At 54.9% G+C, this 22,031-nt stretch carries 20 protein-coding genes; all 20 read right to left on the reverse strand.

The window, feature by feature from the left end:
* Positions 1-78: 78 nt before the first annotated feature.
* The gene (locus tag HZA73_10820) at positions 79-1,029 is read right to left on the reverse strand and encodes a methyltransferase domain-containing protein (protein MBI5806514.1); all 951 of its coding nucleotides are present in this window, start codon (positions 1,027-1,029) and stop codon (positions 79-81) included.
* On the reverse strand, positions 1,026-2,810 hold the full coding sequence (locus HZA73_10825) for a YgiQ family radical SAM protein (GenBank protein ID MBI5806515.1): 1,785 nt from the start codon (positions 2,808-2,810) through the stop codon (positions 1,026-1,028). Before HZA73_10825 ends, HZA73_10820 begins: the two co-directional genes overlap by 4 nt.
* Before the next feature lie 81 nt (positions 2,811-2,891).
* A complete protein-coding gene (locus HZA73_10830; protein MBI5806516.1) occupies positions 2,892-3,362 on the reverse strand; it encodes a C_GCAxxG_C_C family protein in 471 nt (156 codons plus the stop codon).
* A 4-nt stretch (positions 3,363-3,366) separates the two neighbouring features.
* A complete protein-coding gene (locus tag HZA73_10835; protein ID MBI5806517.1) occupies positions 3,367-3,729 on the reverse strand; it encodes a hypothetical protein in 363 nt (120 codons plus the stop codon).
* A 54-nt stretch (positions 3,730-3,783) separates the two neighbouring features.
* Positions 3,784-5,019: an Nramp family divalent metal transporter gene (locus tag HZA73_10840; GenBank protein ID MBI5806518.1), complete on the reverse strand. Its 1,236-nt coding sequence runs from the start codon at positions 5,017-5,019 to the stop codon at positions 3,784-3,786.
* Between the two features lies 1 nt (position 5,020).
* Positions 5,021-6,244 carry a magnesium transporter gene (locus HZA73_10845; GenBank protein MBI5806519.1) on the reverse strand — a complete coding sequence of 408 codons (1,224 nt, stop codon included), beginning with the start codon at positions 6,242-6,244 and terminating at the stop codon, positions 5,021-5,023.
* Complete coding sequence (locus tag HZA73_10850) at positions 6,241-6,867, reverse strand: hypothetical protein (GenBank protein ID MBI5806520.1); 627 nt, start codon at positions 6,865-6,867, stop codon at positions 6,241-6,243. The genes HZA73_10845 and HZA73_10850 overlap by 4 nt, the downstream gene beginning before the upstream one ends.
* Positions 6,868-7,045: 178 nt before the next feature.
* Complete coding sequence (locus HZA73_10855; GenBank protein MBI5806521.1) at positions 7,046-7,552, reverse strand: zinc ribbon domain-containing protein; 507 nt, start codon at positions 7,550-7,552, stop codon at positions 7,046-7,048.
* Positions 7,549-7,851: a hypothetical protein gene (locus HZA73_10860; protein MBI5806522.1), complete on the reverse strand. Its 303-nt coding sequence runs from the start codon at positions 7,849-7,851 to the stop codon at positions 7,549-7,551. The genes HZA73_10855 and HZA73_10860 overlap by 4 nt, the downstream gene beginning before the upstream one ends.
* A gap of 26 nt (positions 7,852-7,877) precedes the next feature.
* Positions 7,878-8,429, reverse strand: a complete 552-nt coding sequence (locus HZA73_10865) for a transposase (protein MBI5806523.1) — start codon at positions 8,427-8,429, stop codon at positions 7,878-7,880.
* Between the two features lie 4 nt (positions 8,430-8,433).
* Entirely contained in the window at positions 8,434-8,988 is a 555-nt protein-coding gene (gene amrA, locus HZA73_10870) for an AmmeMemoRadiSam system protein A (protein MBI5806524.1), read from the reverse strand.
* Positions 8,989-9,050: 62 nt separating this feature from the next.
* The gene (gene amrB, locus HZA73_10875; protein MBI5806525.1) at positions 9,051-9,884 is read right to left on the reverse strand and encodes an AmmeMemoRadiSam system protein B; all 834 of its coding nucleotides are present in this window, start codon (positions 9,882-9,884) and stop codon (positions 9,051-9,053) included.
* Between the two features lie 37 nt (positions 9,885-9,921).
* A complete protein-coding gene (locus HZA73_10880; protein MBI5806526.1) occupies positions 9,922-10,872 on the reverse strand; it encodes a UbiA family prenyltransferase in 951 nt (316 codons plus the stop codon).
* A gap of 174 nt (positions 10,873-11,046) precedes the next feature.
* Entirely contained in the window at positions 11,047-11,253 is a 207-nt protein-coding gene (locus HZA73_10885; GenBank protein MBI5806527.1) for a hypothetical protein, read from the reverse strand.
* Between the two features lie 9 nt (positions 11,254-11,262).
* A complete protein-coding gene (locus HZA73_10890; protein MBI5806528.1) occupies positions 11,263-13,245 on the reverse strand; it encodes a choice-of-anchor J domain-containing protein in 1,983 nt (660 codons plus the stop codon).
* A 54-nt stretch (positions 13,246-13,299) separates the two neighbouring features.
* Complete coding sequence (locus HZA73_10895; GenBank protein MBI5806529.1) at positions 13,300-14,814, reverse strand: hypothetical protein; 1,515 nt, start codon at positions 14,812-14,814, stop codon at positions 13,300-13,302.
* Complete coding sequence (locus HZA73_10900) at positions 14,811-16,898, reverse strand: hypothetical protein (protein ID MBI5806530.1); 2,088 nt, start codon at positions 16,896-16,898, stop codon at positions 14,811-14,813. Before HZA73_10900 ends, HZA73_10895 begins: the two co-directional genes overlap by 4 nt.
* Positions 16,895-17,470 carry a TlpA family protein disulfide reductase gene (locus HZA73_10905; GenBank protein MBI5806531.1) on the reverse strand — a complete coding sequence of 192 codons (576 nt, stop codon included), beginning with the start codon at positions 17,468-17,470 and terminating at the stop codon, positions 16,895-16,897. Before HZA73_10905 ends, HZA73_10900 begins: the two co-directional genes overlap by 4 nt.
* Positions 17,471-17,493: 23 nt before the next feature.
* Entirely contained in the window at positions 17,494-19,707 is a 2,214-nt protein-coding gene (locus HZA73_10910; GenBank protein MBI5806532.1) for a T9SS type A sorting domain-containing protein, read from the reverse strand.
* 57 nt (positions 19,708-19,764) lie between these two features.
* Complete coding sequence (locus tag HZA73_10915; GenBank protein MBI5806533.1) at positions 19,765-22,029, reverse strand: T9SS type A sorting domain-containing protein; 2,265 nt, start codon at positions 22,027-22,029, stop codon at positions 19,765-19,767.
* Between the last annotated feature and the right edge of the window lie 2 nt (positions 22,030-22,031).

Consider the following 22,031-nt stretch of genomic DNA (forward strand, 5'->3'; position numbering starts at 1 on the left):
CGTTTTGACATTCATAAAGCCCACTTCCTTTTAAAGGTTTTCAATATTTTCCCAATTATAGTTATGCCAATGAAATTTCTATTTAGTCTTGCACCCCTTTATGGCAAAGAACTGCCTGGCGCAAAATACATAATAACTGCCTTCTTGAACATGCCGTTTATACAGCTTCTCCCGGCAACGGTACTTGCTTTTCAAAGACAAATATCTTTCATAATCCTTTGTATTGCCGCCGCCCGCAATAATCAATTTTTTAAGCTTTCTCATCTCCTGTCTTTTTTCATTTTTCTTTTCTTCTATTTTTAACTCTTTTCTCCAGTTTTCCATTACCATTTTTTGTTTTGGGGTTTCATACGGTGGTATGGCCATCAAGGGCTGGCTATTTATTTTCGCATCAATCTTAGTGAAACCGGCGATTTTCAACCATTGCGGTACGTACTGTGCGGCGTTATAATGACCCAAACCCAAGGCGGCATTGCCTTTGCTGCACAATATAGATATTTTATGGAAAAACAGTTCGTCTTTTATCGGCAACTCTGGTTCCGAGGTTATTGTGTGCTGCAGAGACATTGATAAATTATCCGGTTCTTTGCATAGCACTGTCCCGCCCGGTTTTAATATCCGATGCATCTCATTTACAGCTTTCTGTGGGTTAGACAGATGCATCAGCATTGTCTGGCATATCACCACATCGGCAAAATTATCAGGATACGGCAGTTTATAGGCATCTCCTGTTTTAAACTCGGTGGTACCGCCCTTGGCCCAGTTTAGCGATAGTTTTTTTGCCTCAGTTACCAGCTTGGGACTTATGTCCACCCCGCAATATTTCCCGCCTTTCCCAAAGTACTGCCAATATAATGTTCCCAGATACCCCAGGCCACAACCAACATCGACCACCGTCTGTCCGTGTTTGAACCCTGTCCACCTGGACAAAAGAGTGACGTATTCCGGCTCCCACATGAGCTTTCTCTGATCAATGATTCTACGTTTATAACGTTCTTTGGCCCATTTGTTCTTGGCTGGTTTTCTCATGATTGCCTCTTATTGCGTTTACCTGCCTGAAGTTTTCTTTCATGATCCCCAGCCCTTTTCCATCCCTCATCCTGGGTTACATCAAGGGCATACCTCTGTTTCAATTTCCCGGCAGCAGTCCGCTCAACGAAAAGCTCTTCACCGTTAAATGGGTTTTTACCAGTATGATACATGACGGCCGAGGCGGTCATGGGCAGGGGTATGAAGTCCTGTACCTGTTCCACAGCCAGGATGTGCTTCTTTAGGAAGCGCTTCAGTTCCAGCATGTCCTCCAGTCGGCAGCCGGGGTGGCTGGATATCAGATACGGCACCAGGTACTGCTCCCGCCTGCTCAAGCGCCGGAAGATCTCCAGGAATTCAACGAAGGTGCCGATGCCTGGCTTGTTCATCTGTTTCAGGACGGTGGCCGAGCAGTGCTCTGGGGCGACCTTAAGGTGCCCCCCGGTGTGCTCCTGTATCAGTTCCTTCAGATATTTGCGGTCGTGCAGCGCCAGGTCGTAGCGCACCCCGGAGGCCACGAAGACCTTCCGCATTCCCGGCACTTTCAGGGCTTCGTGCCAGAGCTTGACGCTGGGATGCTGTCCCGGCTTCAGGTTTTCGCAGATCTGCGGCGCCAGACAGCTGGGCTTCCGGCAGAATTTCTCCCGGCCATCAGCTTTGCACCCGGTGCCGTACATGTTGGCGGTCGGCCCGCCGATGTCGCTGATCACACCTTTGAACTTGGGATCCTTGGCCAGGAGTTTTATTTCATTTACGATCGATTCCTGGCTGCGCGACTGGATGACCGGGCCCTGATGAAAATACAGGGTGCAGAAGCTGCAGCCTCCGTAACAGCCCCGGTGTGAGGTGATGGAATATTTAACTGTTTCCAGGGCCGGGACCGGTTCTTTGTATGAAGGATGGGCTTGGCGCTGATATGGCAGGGAATAGACCGCGTCCAGCTCTTCGGTATCCAAAGGCATGGCCGGGGGATTTGCCAGCAGGTACCTGTCCCCGTGCTTTTGCAGCAGTTTTTTTCCAAAATGCGGATTGGCCTCGCTGGACGCAATGACAAAAGCCTGGTTGAATGCTTCCTTTGAGGAGGACACTTCCTCGAACGACGGCAGCTCGGCATATTCTGATGCTCCGAAATTCGGAAGTTCCGAATTTCGGCAAATGACCGCCGTTCCGGGTATGCTTTGTAATTCTGCATTCTGCATGCACCCTGAGCTTGTCGAAGGGTTGCATTCTGCATTCAGCAGTCCGGCTATTCTGCCTACCGCCCTCTCCCCCATCCCGTAGACCAGCAGGTCTGCTTTGGCGTCGAACAGGATCGAGCGCCGCACCGCGTCGTCCCAATAATCATAGTGGGCCAGCCGGCGCAGGGAAGCCTCTATCCCGCCCAGTACTATGGGAACATCCTTGCAGGACTGGCGGATCAGGTTGGAATAAACTATCACCGCCCGGTTGGGGCGCAGGCCGTGGCGGCCGCCGGGGGAATAGGGGTCGTCGTGCCGTAGTTTTTTGTTGGCGGTGTAATGGTGCAGCATGCTGTCTATGTTCCCGGAGGTGACCCCGAAGAACAGCCGGGGCCTCCCCAGCCGCATGACATCGGCGGGGCTGCGCCAGTCCGGCTGGGCGATGATGCCCACCTTGAAACCCTGTACCCCCAGCACCCGCCCGATCACCGCTGCGCCGAACGAAGGCTGGTCCACATAAGCGTCGCCGGTGACCAGGATCACATCGCATTGATCCCAGCCCAGGGCTTGTATTTCTTTTTTGGTTGTCGGTAAAAAAGCCATGACTAAAGAATATCATATTTATTTTTAATAAGCAAATAAAAAAGGGAGATCCTGCGATCTCCCTTTTTAAGTTTCGGTATCTCAGGCTGTTTGAGCTTTGCCCGGTGAATATTCAGAAATGATCTCCGCCGTCCGGCGGGCGGTCCAACAGACCATGGGCACACAGCGATCGTTGTGCAACTGCTCCTGGTAACGTTGGCGGTCCGGCTCGTGCTTCATGTCCAGTCCGGTCAGTTCCCGGCAGGTGGAGTGGCCGAACCTTTCCACGAATTCATTGTATAACCGGTCGGCCGCCGGATAACAGGGGTCCCGGCTTTCTTGGGCGTCATCCCGACCCAGGGCCAGACCCAGGGCCATGATTGCACCGGATAATGCCCCGCATATTCCGCCGTTGCGGGCGATCCCGCCGCCAAATCCGGTGGCTATCCGGGGTATGCATATCCCATACTCTTTTGGATCATATCCCATCTGACCGCAGACTGCCAATAGCACCGACTCGGCGCAGTTGTAGCCGTTGTTGAAATAGTGTTTGGCCTGATCTTCAATATTCATCTTTTCACCACTTCGGTTCTTCGGTTATCTGGTAGGTGCTTTGACAATAGGGGCAGTTGATGAACACCGCCCCTTCCCTGACCGCCACCGTATCTTTGGAGAGCGGGGCCCCGCATTGCCGGCACTTCATCTGCTCTGGCAAAGACTTCCCGGCCAGGTCTATCTTCTGGACGATCTCGATCTTCTGGGCCGGCTTGGGCTGGCTTTTTTTGAGCACCACCGCAATGGCGATACCGGTCCCGATCAGCGCCAGCCCGGTGATGATCCGGCTTCCCGGATCGGCGGTATATTCGGCCCGGGCCGACATCAGGAACAGCACCCCGAAGAATATCAGGATGGATGCGACGATATACCCGGCTGTTTTCACTTAAACCTCCCTTTCACCTGTTGAACCCGTTAAACATCTTCAACTGAATATTTGTCAGGTCTTCCCCATCAGCGTCAGCACCAGCAGGATCAGCGAGGCCAGCACTATCCCGGCCACCGAGATCAGAGCGGCGATGTTGTAGAATTTTGAATTTACATGGTTCCCCATCACGTCCCGGTTGTTCAACAGCAGCAGGATGAAGATCAGGATGATGGGCAGCAGGATGCCCTGCACAGTCTGGGCGAACAGCATCACTTTGATCAGGGGCAGGCCTGGGATCAGGATGGCCGCCCCGCCCAGTATCAGCAGCAGGGTGTACAGGCTGAAGAATATGGGGGCCTGGTTGAAGTTCTTGTTGATTCCGGTCTCCATCCCAAAGGCCTCGCAGATGGCGTAGGAGGTGGACAGGGGCACGATGGAGGCGGCCATCATCGAGGCCACGAACAGCCCCAGGGCAAAAAGCACCGAGGAATATTTTCCGGCGATGGGAGCCAGGGCCAGGGCGGCGTCCTCGGCGTTGTGCACAGGAATGCCGGCCTTGAACAGGGTGGCGGCGCAGGTGACAATGATGAAAAAGGAGATGAAGTTGGTGAAGAAGGTCCCCACGAACACATCCAGCTTGGCATAGTTGTAATGCTTCATGGTGATCCCCTTGTCCACGATCGAGGACTGCAGGTAGAACTGCATCCAGGGGGTGATGGTGGTGCCGATGGTGGCGATGAAGATCACCCAGTAATCCGCCTTCCAGACCAGGGTCGGCCTGATCAGGCTGCCCACCGCCCGGCCCCAGTCCGGCTTGGACATGAACCCGGCGATGACATAGGCGGCGAAGAACAAAGCCACTATCAGGAAGAACCTTTCCACAAAACGGTAGGAACCCTTGACCACCAAAAGCCAGAGGGCCAAAACCGTCACCGGAACGGAGACGTACTTGCTGACCCCCAGGATCTCCAGGCTGGCCGCGATCCCGGCGAAATTGGCGATGGTGGTGGTGAAATTGGCCACCAAAAGGACGATCATGGCAAACAGCGTCCAGCGCAGGCCGAACTCCTCCCGGATCAGGTCGGACAGCCCCTTGCCGGTGACCGCCGCCAGCCGGGCCACCATCTCCTGGAAAAAGGCCAGCACGAAGGTGATCAACAGCAGCATCCACAGCAGGGAATACCCGTAGCGGGCCCCGGCGATGGAGTAGGTGGTGATGCCTCCGGCGTCGTTGTCGGCAAAGGAGGTGATCAGGCCCGGCCCCACTATGCCGAAGATCAGCACCAATTTTATCCAGAGTTTCTTCATGTCAGATCAGGCGTTTGCGGTGGGAGCGTTTCCATTTTTCCGGGACCATCAGTTCTATCACATCGTCCACCGTGATCACACCCAGCACCTGCCGGGCCTGGTCGGTCACCGGCAGCATCACCAGGTCGTACTTGGAGAACAGGTCGGCCACCTCGCTTAAGGGAGTATCCGGGCGGACCGAGGGGGTGTCGGGAGCGATCAGGTCGTCGATCTTGGACTGGGGCTGGGCCACCACCAGGTCGCGCAGAGACAGCATCCCGGCCAGCTTTTCCCCGGCCTCGGTCACGATCAGGTTATAGGCCACTTCGGGCTCGGGCTGGTCGGCCCGGAATTTATTGAGCACCTGCTCCACCGTCAGCCCCCTGGTCACCGCCAGGTAATCGTTGTTCATGATGCCGCCGGCCGAGTCCTCCGGGTACTGCAGCAGTTCCTGGACCTCGGCCTTTTCCTCGGATTCCATCTCGTTCATGATCTGGCGGGCGGTCTCCTGGGGCAGGTCGGAGATCAGGTCGGCGGCGTCGTCCGGCTCCATCTCCTCGATGATGTCGGCGGCGTCCTGGGGCTTGATCTCCTCCACGATATCGCTCTGCATCTCCGGCTCCACCTCGGTCAGGGTCTCGGCCGCGGTCTCGTCGTCCAGCCGCTCCAAAAGATCCGCCCCCTGGGTGACCCCCAGTTCCTCCACGATGTCGGCGATGTCGGCCGGATGCATCTTGGAAAGCTTCTCAAAGCTGGATTTCAGGTCGGGGTCCAGCGGCTCCACGTCGGCCCAGGCTATCCGCCGCTGCATCTTTCCCGGCTTGGGCTGCAGCGATTCCGGCAGTCCCAGCCGGTTCAAAAGCCCGGCCAGCCCGGCGTCCACCCAGCGCACCAGGAAGCGGTCGCCCTCCTGCTCCACTTCGATATCGTTGACCCGGTATACTTTTTTCTTCCTGGTGTCCACCACCTGCTTGTCCAGGATGTGCTCGGCCAGCCGGATCTGGTCATCGGCCGGAGCCAGCTCCGGGCATTCGCCCAGGCTCCGCTTCAGGTAGATGTAACTGTGGCCCAGCGATTCCACGTCGTTCAGGGAAATGCTCCTCTCCCGTCCCTCATTGTCCAGGATCACCAGACCGGCCAGTTCGGCCTGGGTGGGCCGGGCGTTCATGACCCAGTCCACCAGTTCTCCAAGGTGCTGTTTTTTGAAATGCACCTGGCGGTGAAGATAGTGCGATAGGTATCTCATAGGTTTATCAGGTCCTTAAGCATCTCCTGGGAGATGGAAAGTTTTATCCTTTTCATTTCGTTGTCAAACTGCTCCACCAGGTCCCACATGATGATGTTTTCCATGATCTTCACGTTCAGCAGATTGGCCACCCGCACCAGCCGCCGCCCCGCCCCCAGCCGGTACAACAGGCCCTTGATGCCGGTCTCCACCCCCACCAGCCGGAGGTGCTCGTTGAAGGCCTTCAGCTTAACGTCGTTGACCCGGAGGATCTTGCGGCCTTCGTTGTCCACTATCTGCTGGTCCATCACGTTCTTCTTCAACAGCAGCTCCCTCTGGTTCAGCTTGCCGGTCTTCACTTCGCTGAAGGCGATGCCCAGGGCGATCCCGTCCTCATCCAGGCTTTTCACCTGGCGCCAGGGAATGACGGCCTCGAATTTGGCCGAGCCGAACAGGCTGATCCTCAACTTGACCGCCACCACCAGCGAGGAGACATTGGGGAATTCCTCGCCCATGGTGATGGCCAGGTCGGACACCCGCCCGATCTTGATTCCTTCCTTGTCAAAGACCCAGAGATCCAGGAAGTCCTTGGTAAAGCTGGTGGCCTGCTCGGGCAGGGAGATGTTCTTCTTGCTGTTGGGCATTTATGACCGTTCGGCGTTTAACGTTTAACGTTTGACGTTTACAGTTGACAAGTTTACAGTTTAGCGTCCATTCGTTTGTCAGACAAGCCGGCCTTCTTCAGGACAAGTTTAGTGCTTACCGTTAAGCGTATACGTATTACACTTCACACTTCACACTTCACACTTCACACTTCACGTTTCACAGTTTAGGCAGGTATTCCGCCAGCTGCTTGAAGAACCGCACCGCTTCAGGGTCCCTGAATTTTTGGCTCCACAGGTGGGCCGCCAAACCGGACTGGCACAGGCCATAGTATCCTAAAACGATCTGTCCCACCGCGATGTAACCGGTGGCCAGCTGCCCCATCCCGAACAGCAGGGCTACCGCGATCTGGGCGATGGCCGTGGTTCCCAGGATGATCTGGCCGAAGCCGAACACTATCCCCACCCCGAACTGGGCGATGGTGATGGCGCCGATGCCGAACTGCCCGATGGCGATCCAGCCCCTGGCCACCCTGAGCTTGCCGTTACGGTCCTTGCCGACCGAGACGTGTACCAAGGGCCAGCCATAGTAGGATGTTTTGGACTTCCAGTCGAAGCCCCACCCGTTCCAGCTTTGGTTGGCCGGCTGGGGAGCCCCGCAGTGGGGGCAACTCCGGGCATTGGGGCTGACCTCCTTTTTGCATTCCCGGCAGCTGGACAGGCTCATTTTTCCTTGACCTCCAATTCGGTTTGAGGCTCCTCTTTTTCCGGGAGTTCCTCCTTGGCGTCGTCTATCATCTGGCGGACCCTGGGCGGCATGGCCAGCTCCTCGGTGGGATACCGGGCCAGGATCTGGGCCAGGATCCGGGTCTGCTCCTTGGGCATCATCCGCTTGTTGATGATGATCTTCTCGGTGCCCTTGAGCTTGCACCAGCCGCCCCGGCCGTCGAACTCGTCGAATTTGATGGACAGGCCCAGCTTTTCGGCCAGCCCGGTCATGGTTTCGATTATTTGATTGTCGCGCATATTTGTCCGTTATTTGATTTCGTTTTTCATTTTTTATTTATGGTCGGTCGGTCAGGGTTTTTGTCATCCTGCGCCCAGTATAAAGGATTTTCGAGTATATATTGTCTTATTCTATCGTATGATTTATCGTTTCGGATGACATGTTCAAAATAATTACGTTGCCATATTTTGTGACCCTGCGTATTACGCAATTTATTTATTTGACGGGTCACCGCCGCCGTGTAACAACGGATGATTGTTGGCAATGATCCTGCGACGGGTTTTCCAAAACATTCGGTCGTACCCGTAGGGGCACGATGCATCGTGCCCCTACAATGATCATTATCTGTTATTATCAATATCCCGTGAATATGATTCGGCATAACCACAAATACGTCCGGCATGACATATGGCCGCAATTCACCGGTTTTAACCCATTCATTGCGTGCAATTTCTCCGTATGGGTTTAATTTCATTTGCCCATTGGTTATTTCGCCAAACAAACATTTGCGGTCACGAGCGCAGATTGTAACGTAATACGCCCCTTCCTGCGAATAATCATATTCCGGCAGGCGGATGGAACGACGGTGATTCAACATGTTATTATTTCAGGTCCTTTTCCTCTATTACCTCGGCCTCAAACACAAACAACTTCGTCTCCTTCTCCCTCCAGGCCCCGGCCGGCAGGCCCGCCTTGTGGGCGCAGAGATAATTCAAGGTCTCCTCGCCTGTCCAGCCCTCTTCGGCCGCCACCTGCGGCAAGAACACCCCGGAGCGCCCGCCCCGCTGGACTATTATCCCGTGCTGGCCGGGAATGAATTCTTCCGGAGAACCTATCTGCCTTTTCGGTGTCAGCACCGAGATCTCGTATTCCAAATGAGGCAGTTCTTCTTCGGTCACTTCGGGGAACCTTGGGTCGCCCACCGCCGCGGCCACCGCCATCTCGGCCACCGCTAGATACAGCGGCTTGATGCCCTCGATGTACCCGATGCAACCCCGTAGCTGCCCCTGTTCTTTTAAGGTGACGAACACCCCGCGCAGTTCGGTCAGTTTTGGAGTCAGAGGTGTGAATTTCGGTTTTGGCAGTCCCCTGACCTCAGCCTCGATGGACAGGTGAGCTATCCGAAAAAGCTCTTTTTTTTCTTCTGTGGTTAACATATTTTTAATTATGATCTGCCGACTGAGATCTGGGATGTTTTTTATTTTTGATTTCTGATCTTTTATTTTGTCCTGTAGAGCCCCGCAGCCAGATACCCCACCACCTGCTCCTTCTCGCCCGTTATGTCTCCCGAGGTCCGGTAATCGTAGACCACGCCCTTATCCGCCCCCAGCAGTTTGCAGGCGATCATCACGGCCACTATTGGCCCGCCTCCGCAGGCCTCGCATTTCTCGAAGGCCAGCTCCCCGGCCAGTTTTTCGGGGTCGTAGTTCTCGATCGCCCTGGCCACCTTCTGGTCCAGCTTCCTGGCCTCGGCCTGGGAGTGAAAGTGTGACAGGTCGCTGGAGGCCAACAGCATCACTCCATCGTCCCCTTTGACCGCCCGGACTATGGAGTGGGCCAGCCTTTCGCAGGAGGACAGGGAATGATCGGACATCATGATGGGAACGATCCTGAACCCGGGTTCCAAAACTGTCTGCAGGAAGGGCAGCTGGATCTCCAGCGAATGCTCCTGGGCGTGGGCCGCCGGCAGATCATTGATATGGGTCTGGTCCTGGCCGATGATCTTCTGGCAGAGACCAGCATCGATCCCCACTTTGCCCAGCGGGGTCTCCCATTCGCCGGAGGCATAGACCGCAGCACCATCGAAATAGGCGCGGTGGCTTGGACCTATCAGCACCACGGTCTTTATGCAGAGACCTTTGAGGTTCTTGTAAGCATAGGCCGCCACCGGCCCGGAATACATCAATCCCGCGTGGGGGGCCACTATCCCCAGCAGTTCGGAATCCGTAGGATATGTTTGGGCCGCCGTCAGATACTTTTCGACCTCGGCCTTAAGCTTGGCCGCCTCGCCCGGGTACCAGCTCCCGGCAATGATGGATCGACGAATATTCATTTCACGCTTCACATTTTACATTTCACAATTCACAATGTCATCCCCGGTCCGCGAACCTCGGATAATCCATGTTGAACCGCTTCTTATGATAAACCTTCAGCGCCAGGTAGGTGGCTCCCAAAAGCAGGAAGAACACCGGGAACATCATTCCCACCAGTAGCACCAGTACCAGGGAGCCGCCCTGGTAGGACAGCATGGTCCACTTCATCTTTCCGGTGATCACCGCTATCAGGAACAGCGGCAGGGCGCATAGCGCGGCGATCAGGCACAGCCTGTCGTTCAGGTAATAAGCCAGTCCCGCCGAACCGGCCATCAGGGCCAGTCCCAGCCCGATGGTGGCCGTTCCGCCCAGAAAGACCCCGGTAGTAATGTTGCCGGTGGCCTTGTCCGAATGATAGTCGGGAATGGTGGTATTGACGTAGACCGCAGCCACCGCCAGCATGTAGGGCGCCGCCGCCAGCCATATTTTTTCACTATACTGCCCAAAGACCAGCCAGCCAGTGGCAAAGGCCAGTCCGCCGTAGCCGAAACCGTTGGCCGCCATGTCCAGGAATGGTTTGGCCTTGAACTTGAACGGAGGCACCGAATACAGCAGGCCCAGGATCCCCGAGGCCAGAATGATCACCGCGAAGGTCCGGCTGAAAAAATAGACAGCCAGGGCCAGGGCCAGCACCATCAGTATCACCGCCTCGGCCCAGATGCCGGACTTGCTGACATAGCCCTCGGCCACCAGGAACAGCTTCTTGTTGATTCGGTCGGTCTCGATGTCAAATATCTGGTTGACGATGTAGACAGCTCCCATCAGCCCGCTGTACAGGGCCAGGGCCAGCCACAGCTTTCCCGGCAGCAGCCAGAGCGGCTTGGCCGGGACCCCAGACTGGAGCTGAGCCTGGTAAAAACCCGCCAGCAGCATGGTCCAGGCCGGCACCAAAAGGATGGGCCGGAGGACGAAGAAGTAATCCAGAAAATTGCTTTTTTTATTGTTCATGATGCAACTTTAGCTCAAATTGGCTCGTCAATATGATGAAAAGGGATAACGGGATTATAGCAAGGGGCACTTATGAAGTCAAGAAAAGAAGCGGGGTTTTACCGCCCGGCCAAATGCGATATCACAAAGGCCCGGTATTCAACCGGGCCTTTGTGATAAAGACCTCTATGGGGCTTATATTGATCCCGCTCGAGTAAAATTCCAGCAGTTCAATGCCTCCTGCGGCGCGGCCACTTCCAATCCGGAACGTCCGCAGTGCTTGCAGCATACCCGGTAGCGCACTTTGGACAGCAGTTTTTTGACCCGGACCAGCCTGATGTCATGCCTCTCCCCGCAGTGAGGACAGGGATGCAGATGATCCATAAAATATTCCATCGTCATGTCTGGTTCCTATCTTATTATTGTTATTTTTTTAACTGCCGAATATTCCACGGTTGAAAGCTTGTAAAAATATACTCCGTTTTGGATTTTCTTCCCGTTTTGATTATATCCGTTCCAATTGACACTATGATCCCCGGCTTCCTGTTTTCCGCTTACTAAAGTCTGGACCAAACGTCCGCAGATATCGTAAAGTTTCAGATCCACTTGCCCCGGAATTTTCAAACTGTAATTGAACGTTAACTGGCCGCCGCCGGGATTTGGGTAGCAAGGCCGCAGATAAGTCTCAATCGTCTGGTCAGGCAGACCGTGGCCACCTGCCACACCGGTGAACTCGGACAAACGTATCTCCCCGGTCTGTAAATTTTCCTTCTGACCCTGCTTTTCGGCCCATGCCACAAATGATAAATTAGCAATATTCCATCCTGGGTTTACAATAAACGCATAATTTCTGGTGGCCATGCCTCCATTAACGCTGTAAACGTCGCCAATCGAAGAGGGAAGAACATCGCGCACAAAATCGAAAATGCTGTCCTGGGGCAGGGCGCTGGCTACCGTTGGCCAGTGGGTGTGCTTGCTGGCCTCGATGATGGCAACCCTGACCGTCACCGGAATGGGCGAGGACCCTGGATAATCGGTGGTCACGTTCAATGTGCCGACGCCTCCGCTGTACGTGCCGTCCAGGGTGATCTTAAACGGAGATTTTATGGATTTACGCTTGTCGAAGCTTGCGCGGAAATCATTGTACTGGGAGGCCCCGGCTCCAGCCGTATCGGAACCGACCCATGTGATAAGCCCGTCCATCATTGATGTGGGCAGGCCGGCTGAGGCGGTATAATATGTGTAAAGGTCGGCGCAGTGGGCCACATAAAAGCTATCTCCGCTGCTGCTGGAGTGAAGCCCCAACACGCAAAGGGAATCCCCTGTCTCATCCTTCAACATCTTCCAGGCCACCTGGTGCCAGGGGCACCAGGTGCACCACAGGGCTGTGAAATCCATTCCCAGTACAGTCCGTTGCACCGAATAAGTATTGAAATTCCACACCAGAGTATCGTTATTAGGATCAGCGTCCCCTGCCAGTATTGTATTGTAAGTGGCAGTATATATATTTGCATTGCCGAGGATCGGAGAGTAGGAAGCAAAAGCAACTGATTGCTGGGCTCCGGCCGCCAGGCCGGTGACAAATTTTGAATCAGCGTACACTTCCGTCCCCGACGAATCAATACTGCAGATGACCTCAAAGGTCTCAGCCCCGGTGCCGTTGTTGGCCACGATGGCCTCTGGCGCGGCCGGTCCTGGCATCGAGGCTCCGGGTGACGTCACCCTGACCACACCTACATCGTGCAAAGGTCTTTTTCCGACCTTGACCTCGTCGATGCCAAGATTGGAAGCCCCGTAATCGCTCTTGGCCCGGAACCTGATCTGGATGTTCTGTCCGGCATATGTGCTAAGGGAAAAGCCCCTGAACGACCAGGCATCAATGTCCCCGGCAATGGAGGCAATGTTGCTCCAGTTCCCGCCCCCATTGGTTGTTACTTGGACGAAAAGGGAATCAAAATTGTAGCCCGGGGTTGAATATGAGTGGTTCCATACATAGAAACTCAAGCTGCAATCATCGGCCGGATTGGGAAGGGTGACCTCCGGGGAGATGATATCGCCCATCACTCCCACCGGGTAGTCCCAGGAATCGAACTCGGCAAAGTTCAGTGTGCCGTCACAGCCGCTGTCCGGGGACACCCCGATACCCATATCCAGTGACCCATGCTGCCAGGCACCGGATCCAGAGGATGGGTTGATCATCCAGCCGCCGTTGGGCGGCCAGGTATTGAAGGAATTTGCGGTATAGTCCCCGGCCTTGGCTCCGGCCTGATCAACGGTGCTTAGGTACACAGCAGGCCCGTAAGTTTTGCGGACACCGCCGTTGACACCGATCGCCATGGAGGAAATGGCGCCAAGCAAGGCAAGAAAGACCGCCATCAATGCTGGTCTTTTCACTACGCTTCCCTTTCTTTTATCATTGACTTAATGTTTTTCTGGTGATCCTGTTCTTTAGAACTTCCAGTTCCAAACGGCTTTAAACCCCTGGAAGGCCGGCTCCCAGCGGCAGAACCCCCCGGAGCAGACCAGGCCTCCCTTGGTTTTTCCCACAGAAAGCTTAAGCTGCTGCTTGCCCTGGTCGAGATCAGCTGTGCATCCGGCCTCGCCCCAGCTTTTTTGGCCATCGTACTCGGCCACCGGCTTGTCGGCCAGGTCGGCCGAGGCAAAGACATTAAGCCATTCCAAAGGCACCCAGCCCAGTTCGGCCAGGACTTCGTAATAATCAAAGTCTTCGGTTTGGTAAATATTGTTATAGCGGTTGCCCCCGGCTTTTAAGGACAAAGTCTGATCCGTGCTGTATCTCCAGACGATCCCGGCCGAAGCCCCCTGGTATTTTTTAACGATGATATCGGGCTGCAGATTATCCTCCAGCCTGATTCGTCCCTCGGCGTTAAATGTGATGGTCTCGTACGCCTCCCAGCGTCCATCGATGAAAAGATCCTGCCACTTCAGGGCGCCGGAGTATAACCGGCCGTCTGATGTTTCCACATTATCAGGCTGATCATTTGTTTTGGCCCAGGAATAGTTGCCCCGAAGTTCCAGTAAAGCCCAGGGGGTGGCCGTCAGGTCGGCCTGAAAACCGTATTCATCCCGGCCGTTGTTCAAAAGCCGGCCCTCCCGGTTGCAAGGCGGCGGAGCATTGATGCCGGCTTCGAAGTCCCGGTAGTCTTTGAAATCCATCATCACGCCCACCCCGCTGAACGATGCTGACAAACTGCCGTAAAAGGCGTGGCCGTTGACGTCGTTTATACCGATCCATCCGGCGGTGGGAGAAAATTCACCATAGGTGCGCCGGCTACCGTATTCGCCGTAGTATTCCAAGGGGCCTATGTTCCCGGACAGGCTTCCGCTGTATTGCTCGTCCACCGTCTGGCCCAGGGAGGGATCGGAGGCCGGCCCGGCCGCATTGGCTCTAAGGTAAACCAAACCCGGTGTGATGAAAGACAGACTGGCAAATTTGATCTCGGCGCCCATATATGTTTTGGAGGTATCCAGTTCCCTGGTATTCTCCTTGATCCGGCCGAACAGCAGGCGGGCATCGCCCCAATTTTCCAGCGAAGCGGCGACCAGTGCCCCGTCCAGATACCGGTCTATCTTGGCGGCCTGCTCGTTGGCGCAGTTCAGCACCAGCCCCCGCCCCAATGTGGCGTAATAGGTGCCGATCCGGGCTGTCAGCATATCGGTTCTAAGCTGGAGATAACGTTTGGAAAAGCCGGAGAACAACGGATCATCGTCCCAGGTCTCCTGGTCGTAAAGGAATTTTAGCCCGGCCTCGAGCTTTAGACCATCCTTTAAACTACCTGCCAGCCGCAGGTCGCAAGATTCCTTGTAATGGAGCACATCGTAACTGTTGCCGGAATCGTTCTGTGATATCCAAATGGTTGCCTGGTTGCTACCGGAAAGGTCCCAGGCAGGGGCAGTGGAGGCCACCGTCATCAGAGCAACGGTTAAAAGCATCTTTCTCATGGCAGCACCTCCACATAAAGCTTGCGGCTCATGATGTGGGAGGGATTGTCGGCAGCCCAAAGCTTCAATATCAGCCAGTGCAGACCCTCCGGCGGCGGGTTGGTGTTGAAGTTGAAATGAACAGTCCAGTGCTGGGTGGCCCCGTCGTTGAAGGTGGCGTAGGCTGTGCCGTTTGGCCCCTGGCAACCGGTCTCGGTGCAAAGGAATCCCCAGAAAAGCGTCGAATCGGAGTTCAGCGCGGTAGGAGCCTGGGCATAGATATTCATCCGGGCTGAGAGGTTGGTCAAAAAGAAGTGGAATCCCAGCTCGGGCGGTTCGGGATCCGACAGGCTGTAACTGATGATGGTGTCCGACAGCCAGGCAGTGGAGTCAGGTGTTATCACCCGCGAAAATCCATACCCCCTGGCATCTGTAAACTTCCAGACCGTTGACCAGTTTGATGTTCCGAAGATGTTCGTGGCGTTCGTCCTCCAATGATAAGTGGTCAGCGAGTCAAGACCGGGCACTGTCCGGGCGGTGTCGGCCAAACCGTTTTGATTATATGAAGCATACCGGAAATCATTGTAAGGCGAGAGCTGAAGTCCGTAGCTGGATGCCCCGTAGCTTGAGTTCCAGGCCAGGGCCAATGAGGGATCCAGGGCGGCATTAGTTATGCCGTTGACCGGTGAGATCAGCACCGGGGGTTCGGGGGCTGGATTGGTGGTGGTGGTGAAATATCCTGTGTTCGCCCATTCAGAAGTCCCCGCAACATTGGAGGCATTGACCCGCCAGTAATATGTTACCCCGGGGGCAAGACCCAGCAGGCAGCTTGCTGTGTCGGCCAGGCCTGATAAAGAAATAAAAATACTAGCCGGATAGAATGAATTGCTGGTAGCCACCTGAAGTTCGTAGCTGTTCGCCCCGGATACAGTTTTCCAGATCAGCGCCGGGCTTTTACTGATCCCGGTATCTCCGTCCGCCGGGAACAAAAGCACCGGTTGTGCTGGCTTTAACGTGGCGGTGGTAGTGAACCTGTGCCAAACCGACCAAGGTGAGGTCCCGGCATTGTTGCTGGCGTTGACCCGCCAATAGTACGTTGTGGAATTTAAAAGCCCGCTCAGCGTTAAGCTGGTTGCAGTCAATCCGCTGGGATATTTTATCAGGTTACTGAAAAGACTGTCCGCAGCCAAATGCAGCGTATAGCTGGCCGCTCCGCTGCTGGCCAGCCAGCTCAAGGTGGGGCTTAGGCTTTGTTCAATCGCATTATTGGCTGGCAGGTTCAGAACGGGCGCGGCCGGAGGCTCCACCGCTGCGATTATACGCACCTTAGCCGCCTGCACGATCTCCCTGGTATCGTTGTTGCGGACATAGGCTATCAGCGACAGGCGCCAGGGCAGCCATCCGGAATTTCTTGCTATTCTACCCGCTTTGGATACGGAGGAAGCCGGCTGGATATCCAACTGATCACCTTTGGTGTTCGGGGTCAACGAACGGGCAACATAACGGAATACTTTACCGTATTCGTTCACCGAATCTTCAACCACCACCAAAACCAGGCCCAGGTTGGAACTCTGGGACAACGAGGCGTCGGAATCGATCTTAAGGGAATAAACTATGTCATTCTGGTCCAGTTGGGCGCTCAAACTTAGCTTTAGAGAACTGGCCACAAGTTTACGCAGATCCGCCTTTTGTTTGTAAACCTGGTATGTGGCCACTGCATCATTTGCCACTATGTCTTTCTTGTATTCGATGCCATCGCAAGAGAAAAACGGCAGGCCCATAGGACTGATGTTAGCTTCATAGCTCTGAACCAGGGTGTCAGACGCAAAAAGCCCCATGCTGTCGCCCATCGATTCAAAATTCACCGGATGCATCTCCACCAAACAAAGAGCATCACCCATTTCCGCAGCCAAGCTCTCGGCCGCAGCATCTGCTTTGGGACAGTTCGTGCATTCTTCCGAAGTGAACAGCTCCACCAGCACAGTACGCTGGTAACCCTGACCGGAATTGATAGTTGTAGGAAGCCTCTTGCCGCAGCCGTTGAGAAATAAAACGATCGTTACTATTATCCCGGCCCAAAGCAGGAAAAAGTGCCTGTTTTTCATTTATCCTCCTTGCCGGAGGTTGTGGTGGTGTCGCAGACCGACGAAGAATCGGCAGGCTGGCACCTTTTTGGCCGCGGATTCTGGCCAGCTGCGCCTTTGACCGCCTCCCCCAAGCCGGCCTCGTCCCCCGGCTTGTAGCCGGTATGCTGGTAAAGCAGTTTTCCGTCCTTGCCCACTATGAAGACTCCGGGGACGTTTGAAAGCCCGAAGGCCTGCATGGCCTCCTGCTCCGGGTCCAAAAGAATGGGAATGGTCAGGCGCTTGCCGCTGGCCACTGTTTTCACCTTGCTGGCGGTCTTGGCGTCGTCGATTGAAATTGCGAAGAAGCTGAGTCCGCTGTCCTGGTATGCCTCGTATATCTTCTGCAGCTGGACCAGCTCATCCTGGCAGGGGTGGCACCAGGTGGCCCAGAAAGCCACCAGCACCGGACCCGTTTCCAGCACTTTGGCCAGTTCCACCCTGCCCTTGCCCTCCAGAGGCTTCAGTTTGAAATTCAAGTCCCCGGCGGCGCCATTTGCGGGTGTCAGGAACAATCCTGCAATTAAGATCAGAAAAGATGAAAGTATTTTCATTAAAGGCCTCCGTTTTGATGGCACTATCTGAGTACTGTTATTTTTCTGGTGGCGGTTTGTCCCCCGGCCGTCATCCTGAAGAAATATATTCCGTTGGCCGCGGCCTGGCCCGCGTCATTCCGCAGATCCCATACCGCCTGCTGCACCCCGGCATTCCGCCGCCCTTCCTGCAGCGTGCTGACCAGACGGCCGCTGATATCGTATATCCTGGCTGAAACTTCGCCCGGCATTGGCAGGACATATTCAAAGGTTGTCAGGTTACTGCAGGGATTGGGATGTCCGGGAGCCAGTTGAAATTCGGTAATGACCCGGCCCTGGCTGGTCACCAGCACCGTTCCGTACCAGGTGATGTTTCCTTTGATATCCTTGCCGCCCAGGCGATAATAGTAATCTGTGAACGGTTCAACAGTGTTATCATTAAAACTATAGTCCTGCTCGTTGGGATTATTGGCAGCCTCTATCTCGGTTATTCTGGCAAAACCGTTTTCCGGATAAGTGGACCGTTCAATGAGCCATAAATAATTATCTGTTTCACTCCCGGTCCGCCACTTTATGGTAACTGTCCCGTTCCCAGCCAGGGCGGTAAACTCGGAAAGTTCAATTCCCAGCGGAGTGATTTCCTGCACCTTGGCAGTAGCGCTCTGCAGTACCTCCTTGGTGGCGTCATTCTGAACATAGACCACAAACTGGCAGTTTTTTTCTGTCCAAGTGTACGGTATGACCCCTCCGGTGTATACCGTGAATTTTTGGGAATCGGCCACGGTCTGGCCCTTGTCGATGGTGATGGGGATCCCGCTGTTGTCCGGGATCATGTCCCGCAATACCTGAAAATGCTCGGGGTCGCCGTTGGTACCGGTATAAAAACTGCTGTCCTCGGTAATGGCATAGCGCAAGGTAAGCGCGGCTTTGGAAGCAGATGGAAATCTGCCGGTGGCTTTTATAACCGCAGTTACCACTCCAGAATCCCCGCTGGCGCTGTACCAGCCACCCAGGGTGATGGTCAGGGGCTTGGCGATCTTCCTCTGGTTTAATATGTAAGCCCTGGCTTCGGTGTAATTGGGATGAACGATTCCACCCACCGTGACCCAGGGTACATAGGAAACCGTGTTATAGGTACGGCGGGCGCGGTTTTCCATGGTATCCGGGCCCCGTCCCAGGTAATAGGGATCATTGTTGGTCGGCCACCAGACATGGGTGCGGATCAGGGTCAGGGAGTCTTTCAGGTCACGGTATACGTCATTCATGGTGTCATTGCCGGCCACGCAGGGGTCACAGCTGGTGCAGGTGAACTGATCCACCATCACCCGGTTGGGCGAATAATAGGCCGAGGGTGTGCTTTTGGTGGTATCGTTGGCGGCATAGAGGTCCCCGGCCAGGCTGGTGTAGCCTGCAACCGTATACATCTCGCCGGAATCCGGGGTCCAGTTGGCAAATGTCAGGGTTTGGGTGGCTCCGGCCGCCAGGTTGGTAACCGGCAGGGTCTGGCTGTAAACCTGGCTGCCTCCGATGGGAGCGATGGCGCAGGTAACGTTGAAACTCTCGGTGTTCTGCCCCATGTTCTTCACCAGCACCTGGGGCGCCACCGCCGCTTTGGGGGTGATGGGTCCGGCCGGGGCTCTTACACTCATGGCGCAGACATCATGGGCCTGGGACGGCGATGATATCTTGACATTGTCTATGTACAGATTGTTTCCGGCGGCCGATTTGGCCATGAACTTTATCTTGTTGGTCCCGGCCGGAAGGGTGTACATTTTGGTGGCCCATTGGGCGGCGGTGGGAACGAACTCCGATGCTGTATATCCCCCGGTATTAAGGGGCCCCAGCCGTCCCCCGATCAGGGTTATCAATACGGTCCAGTTAGAGCCCCCGTCGGTGGAGGTGGATATCCTCAGGGTATCCTTCTCTCCCCCGCTAGTTGACGAGTAGCAGGCATAGGCATGGTCGAACTTAAGCGAGTCACTGGCCCCGGTCGGGGGCACGGTTAAAGTGATCAGATCCTCCCAGCGTCCGGCCACCGTCCAAATATAGTAAGTATTGAAAAAATCCGCCTTGGCCGAAGCCACCCCGGTTCCGTATCCGCTGCATTTGGTGGAACGCAACCAGACGGGAAATTCGTAGCTTTTCGACCAGCCGTTAGGCGGGAAAGTGGCGGGCTCGAAATCTTCCACCCAGACCCCGGCCCGCGCCGGCGCAACGGCCAGCATGATGAAAACCAGGGGCATCAATACTTTCTTCACTTTTCTTTCTCCTTTTGGCCTTATTTTTAAAAACCAAAGATGCTCGCTGTTTGTTATTTACCGGACATACTGCATTTTCTTGATAACGGTCTGGCCTTCTGCGCTCAGGCAATAAATGTAGATCCCACTGGAGACCTTTTGCCCGTTGTGGTCCCGGCCGTCCCATTTTACTCCATAACGGCCCGCAGATTGAGCAGCGTTCACAAGGGTTTTTACCAATTGCCCCTGAATGTTGTACACCTTAAGATATGCCAACCCCGGCCTTGATAATTGATAATTGATCACAGTTGATTGTTTAAAGGGGTTGGGGGCGTTCTGATCCAACCTGAAATCCTTTATCCGTTCCCTGTTGTCCGGGGCTCCCTCCACACCTCCGGCTACCAAAGACATTACATTGGATTGGTGTGTTTCGTAGCAGGTATCAATGGAGCTCACCGCGGTCACGCTGTAATAATACTCGGTGCCGCCGTAAGTGGTTGTGTCGGTGTACATGGTGTCAGCAATGATATCGGCATTGATCCTGACAAAGGGCCCGGCCGCGTTATCGGCCCGGTAAACGTTGTACCCGGCACAGGCTGTGTCTATCCAGAAATCATGCCAATAAACGCGAATGTCGCTTCCGGCGTATTTTTTTGGGGTAGTGTCAAGATACCCTAATTCCGGCAGGAAATCGGTCCACTCCTTCAAAACCCAGCTGTCCGGGTCGAGCATGACCCTGGCCACCGGCTGGTCGTCCTGCACCAGGAAATCCTGCGAGGCCAGGCTGTCCCAGACCACAACCGTACTGTCGATCCCGTTTGAGGTGCTGCAGGCCAGGGCCAGCGGCATCTTATAGAGCTCTCCGGTGTTGGAAGTGTGGGTCAATTTCAACCAGGCCGAATTGCTGTCCCCGTGTGTTTTATAGTAAGTGGCTGTGAAGTATATGGGGTGCCCGGCCCGGTATACCCACTGGTCAAAATACCATTGCAGCGAGGAACCGTAATGCTGCTCGGCGATCCTCTGGTAGTCGGCGGTCACCGCGTTGCCGTAGCTGAAGCTGTCGCCATAGGCGTTCAGGGCCGCAAAGAACGTGGAATCGCCCAACACCCAGCGCAAACCATGCAGCACCCAGGCTCCCTTGGAATAAACCATGGAGGAGGCGAACAGGGATTCCGGCGGGGGATTGTAGATGGGATAGCCGGTGGCCCTCAGCGCCCTCCAAAAATACTGGTTCATGTAAGCTCCGGGCTGGCGGCCGGTCTTGTACTCATCATAAACAGCCTCGGAATAGCTGGCAAATCCTTCATTAAGCCAGATGTCCTGCCAATAACCGCAGGTAACCTCGTCGCCCCACCACATGTGAGCCAGTTCGTGGGCTATTCCCCGCTGGGCGTTGCCGGTTATCCAATTGCGGTGAATGGTGGTCATGCCCTGGTGCTCCATGCCGCCGAATTGGAAGGGATAGGCCGCGGCCATCCCGTACTTGTTGAATGGATAGGGACCGAACTTGGCGGTAAAGCAATCCATCATCTGGGAGACCGAGTCGAAGACTACCGAGGCCTGAACCGAGTCCTCGGGCCACACATAATAATTCAGCGGCACGGTGTCGCCCCGGGCGGTGTAGGCGGTATCGGCCCAGAAGGAATATTTGGAAACGGCAAAGGACATCAAGTAGGTGGCTATGGGCTTATCGTCCTGCCAGTGCCAGGTCAGGGTGTCGCCGGAACGGATGGTGTCCATCAGCAGGCCGTTGGAGGCCACTTTAAAGCTGTCTGGAACGGTAACATAAAAACTGCATCCCTGTGTCGTCTTGAACCAGGGTTCATCCATGCAAGGCATCCAGTAACGTGCGTCCTGGGGCTCGCTCATGGTGTAGGCTATAGTATGGAAGGTGTTGGCATCATAGCCCTGGGGATAATAATAAAAACCCTTGGTGAAATCCCCCCCCCGATAGTAAATATTTACCGCAAAACAGCTGGGGAATTTAAAACTGACATAGATGTTAAGAACTCCCGAAGAGGTGTCATAATCGTAAGGATATCCATCCATATCCAACACCGAGTCTATGACCAGATCTCCGTAGTTAAAGGTTATCGTTACACCCCCTGCATCACGGGTACACATTGAAACATATGACCTCCCGTAAACAGAGTCGTTGTACATCGGCAGATTGAGGTAAAGTTTGTACTCATCGATGTAATACGGCAGGATGGTATCGAACTTGACCCCGCCCGGCTTGGGCATATAACTATTCACCGGAAGCCTGGTTTCCAGGTCGGAGGCGGATACCAACCCCGCAGTTAACAGAACCGCCAGCAGCACCAACATTAAGGATTTCTTCATAG

Source organism: candidate division TA06 bacterium (assembly GCA_016235665.1).
Taxonomy (GTDB): Bacteria; Edwardsbacteria; AC1; order AC1; family EtOH8; genus UBA5202.